This window comes from Mesorhizobium sp. M0663 (genome assembly GCF_040320585.1).
GTDB lineage: Bacteria > Pseudomonadota > Alphaproteobacteria > Rhizobiales > Rhizobiaceae > Mesorhizobium.
Window position 1 is genome coordinate 1 of sequence record NZ_JAMYPX010000076.1, and the last position, 3,935, is coordinate 3,935.

The 3,935-nt window shown below is 62.1% G+C and carries 2 protein-coding genes and 2 pseudogenes; all 4 read left to right on the forward strand.

All coding sequences use genetic code 11. The features are described from left to right. On the forward strand, positions 1–722 hold a 722-nt coding region (locus NKI54_RS35955; RefSeq protein WP_352694578.1), incomplete at its 5' end, for a TCP-1/cpn60 chaperonin family protein. 455 nt (positions 723–1,177) lie between these two features. Next, complete coding sequence (locus tag NKI54_RS35960; RefSeq protein ID WP_352642819.1) at positions 1,178–1,489, forward strand: ABC transporter permease family protein; 312 nt, start codon at positions 1,178–1,180, stop codon at positions 1,487–1,489. Positions 1,490–2,166: 677 nt separating this feature from the next. Next, positions 2,167–3,246, forward strand: a pseudogene (locus tag NKI54_RS35965) (HPP family protein); the annotation flags it as partial. A gap of 366 nt (positions 3,247–3,612) precedes the next feature. Then, positions 3,613–3,793: pseudogene (locus NKI54_RS35970) on the forward strand (biotin synthase BioB); the annotation flags it as partial. Positions 3,794–3,935: the final 142 nt, after the last annotated feature.

Below are 3,935 nucleotides of genomic sequence, written 5' to 3' on the forward strand. Positions count from 1 at the left end.
TCGGCCTCAACATGCTCGGCCGCGCCAAGAAGGTGTCGATCTCCAAGGAGAACACCACCATCGTTGACGGCGCCGGCAAGAAGGAAGAGATCCAGGGCCGCGTTGCCCAGATCAAGCAGCAGATCGAAGAGACCACGTCGGACTACGACAAGGAGAAGCTGCAGGAACGTCTGGCGAAGCTCGCGGGCGGCGTCGCGGTGATCCGCGTCGGCGGCGCGACCGAAGTCGAAGTCAAGGAAAAGAAGGACCGCGTCGACGACGCCCTCAACGCGACCCGCGCGGCCGTCGAAGAAGGCATCGTTCCCGGCGGCGGCGTCGCCCTGCTGCGCGCTTCGCTGGCCATCACCGTCACCGGCGCCAACTCCGACCAGACCGCCGGCATCGCCATCGTGCGTCGCGCGCTGCAGGCTCCGGCTCGCCAGATCGCCGCCAACGCCGGTGCGGAAGCATCGATCGTTGCCGGCAAGATCCTTGAGAACAAGGGCGCGACGTTCGGCTTCAACGCCCAGACCGGCGAATATGGCGACATGATCGCCATGGGTATCGTCGATCCGGTCAAGGTGGTGCGCACGGCTCTGCAGGACGCGGCCTCGGTCGCCGGCCTGCTGGTCACCACCGAAGCGATGATCGCGGAGGCTCCGAAGAAGGAGTCGGCTGGCGGCGGCATGCCGGCTGGTATGCCCGGCGGTGGCATGGGCGGCATGGGCGGTATGGATTTCTAATCCAGCTATCAACCTACAGATACGGAAAAGGGTGGCAGCAATGCCGCCCTTTTTTGTGTGCCGAGAATGATCGACAGCTTTAGACGTGCAAGTCCTCTTACCCAGCCTGATGGCGGCGAAGGGTTAGCGAAGCGCAACGCGTCGTCGTAAGGGGGGTCCGTGTCCTTTCGTTCAGCCGCTGGTCGAAACTCACGATGATCGTGCTGCCTTCCGCCGTACCGTCGATCTTTACAGGGCTGCGAGAAGGCCTTCAACGGCTGGCAGACCCTGGTTGCGGTAGAACTCATCGCATCGTTCGAAGGGCTCCGATACCTGATGGCCTATGGTCGTCAGCTCTTTCAATTGGAACCTCGTTCTTTCGGCCATGATCGTGGTCGGCCTGACCGGATTGGTGATCCACGGCCTGCTCACGCTTGCCTGAAACCATCTGCAACGCTGGCGTCCGGAGACCCACGATGAGCCTGATCACGATTGCAGGTCGGGATAGGCTGTCGCACGGCGCTTCCATCGCACCGCCGCCCTTCCGCTCCATCGGCCGACATCTGCGGCCGCTTGCGGTGCCGATGGCGATGCTCGCGATTTGGGAGTTGCTCGCCCATGCCGGCGCTGCTGACCCACGTTTTCTACCGCGGCTGGGAGAGGTGGCGGCCCGCGGCATGGCAGAGTTCAGCCGAGGTGGCCTCGGCTCCAATCTTCTGGCGAGCCTGGAACGTGACCTGATCGGTTTCGTGTGTGGCAGTGTGGCGGAATCGCGCTTGGTCTGGTGATCGGATTTTCCCGCCTCATCGAACGCCTGAGAGGCTCATGGTCGCGGTTGTATTACCGCTATTACGTGACCTGATCACGTTGACGATGCCAGCACCTTCATTGGCCACTTTCTGGACCATGTACGTCACATCAGGCTCCTCCGCCCGATCGACACGAGCCGGCTCTGTAACCAAGCCGCCGTCATATGGCGGTTCCACGACGGCACTGGCGGCAGTCGTCTTCTCAGCGGCTACAGGTGGACGTTTCAGCATGACGCAAACGAATCCGATGGTGGCAAGGACAGGCAGACCAAGCACCGCGTAGAAGCCGTACTCCGCTGGAGTGCGCCTCGGAAGTGGAGCGACAACGGCCTGATTTGTCTTGCCGTGCCGACATTGTCAGCACGCTTTTCGAAGCCTCTGAATTTCTTAGTGTCCATCCCAGCTCGACTTCCGACCATCCCCATTTCCGGCTGCCCGCGGCACGGCAGCCCTTGGCCTCTAGCTGCGCTCGAGCGGATCAGCGTGCCGTCCGCCTCCTCTGGCTGATCAAAATGTCTGCACCCATTTGGCAATGGCCGCTTCGCGCAAAAGTTTTCCCCCGTGAGCCGACTTTCCGAATTGGCTTAACTTCCAAATCTGTGGCTTTGCCTGCATTGCGGAGCGCGGAGTTCCGACCACTCGCCCAAGGGTATGCCATGGCGTTTCGTCTCTTTGTTCCGATCCTTGCCGGTGCAACCCTGCGCGAGCGGCTGCTCGCCTGTATGGGGGCCATGATCGGCATCGCATTGACTGGCGTGATCAGTGCGCTGGCGAACGGGTCTGGCCCACATGTCGCACTGCTGGTTGCTCCAATGGGAGCATCGGCCGTGCTGCTCTTTGCCGTACCTTCAAGCCCGCTGGCGCAACCTTGGTCGATTATCGGTGGCAATACGATTTCGGCGCTGGTCGGGGTGATCGTGGCGCATTTCGTGCATGAACCCGTCCTTGCTACCGGCATTGCGGTGGCGCTGGCCATCGCCGCCATGTCGTTCACGCGCTGCCTGCATCCGCCGGGTGGCGCCGCCGCCTTAACCGCGGTGTTCGGCGGACCGGCCGTCTTCAGCTCGGGCTTGCTGTTTCCCTTCGTTCCGGTAGCGCTGAACTCGATCGTGCTGGTCGCACTCGGCTACGGCATCCATAAACTGTCGCGGCGCAACTATCCGCATGTGGCGCCCCCCGCCCTTAAAAGCGCGCATAGAACCATCGATCCGCCGGCGCGGGAGCGGGTCGGCTTCCAGCCCGAGGATATCGATGCCGCGCTCGGCGCGCTGGAGGAAACCTTCGATATCGACCGCAACGATCTTGAGCGGCTGCTACGGCAGGTCGAGTTGCAGGCGATGGTGCGCTCCCACCGGACCCTGCTGTGCGAGGACATCATGTCGCGCGATGTGATTTCGGTCGATGAACATGCGCCTGCCGACCAGGCGCGTCATTTGCTGCTCGATCACAACATCCGGACGCTGCCGGTGACCGACGCCGGGGGCGGGCTGGTCGGTGTAGTTGGCCTGCGCGAGCTGACGAAGGCGACCGACACGGTGAGGGCTGTGATGTCGAAGGCTGGCACCGCCTCTCCCGATACGCCGGCGATGAGCCTGCTGCCGGTGCTCACCGACGGCCGCAGCCATGCCGTGGTCATCGTCGATGCCGAGCGACGCATTATTGGGCTGATCACCCAGACCGACCTGCTGGCGGCGGCAGCGCGCGTGCACATGGCCGACACAACGCTGGCAGCGGCACAAAATAGTTCCGCTGCTCAATCCGGGAACCCGATGGGGCGCCGGGATAGCGGTATTAAGTGCGGCCTTCCGCCTAAGACAATTCCTTTTTACGAGTAGATCAACCCTGAAACGCGACCGCGTGCTCAGGCATCTGGTTCACGTAGGCCAAGTACGACTGCAACAACGGAACACTCTTCAACCTTGCCGGTGGCCAGAGCCAGTCCGCTATGTCGACCAAAGGCGCGGACTACAAGTGGGTCAAGTGTCCTTTCCGATCGTCGTCACAGCAACACCCTTACGGCAGAACCGGAGGAACAGCATGGACATGCAAACAGCCAGTTCAATGCAGACATCGCCACAGCCTCAATCCCCTGACCCTGGAGCGTGGACCCTGGAGCGTGGACCCTGGAGAAGGCTCAGGCCCTTCACGATGCCCCTTCAAAATCTCCTCTTCCTTGCGCAAACCGTGCACCGCCAGAATTTCGATCCCAACAAGGTCCAGCTCAGCCGGCTTCTCAGCATCAAGACAGGCGGCTGCCCGGAGGATTGCGGCTATTGCAGCCAGCGTATCAGAGGGCATCGCGATAAAAGTACGCCAAACAACGCGGCCTTTATCAACCAAAGACAGCTACGGCCGATTTGATGGTGATACCGCCATCGGGGCTTCGGCGCATCTGACGCCCCGTTGCGGTCCGAAACACAGTCGG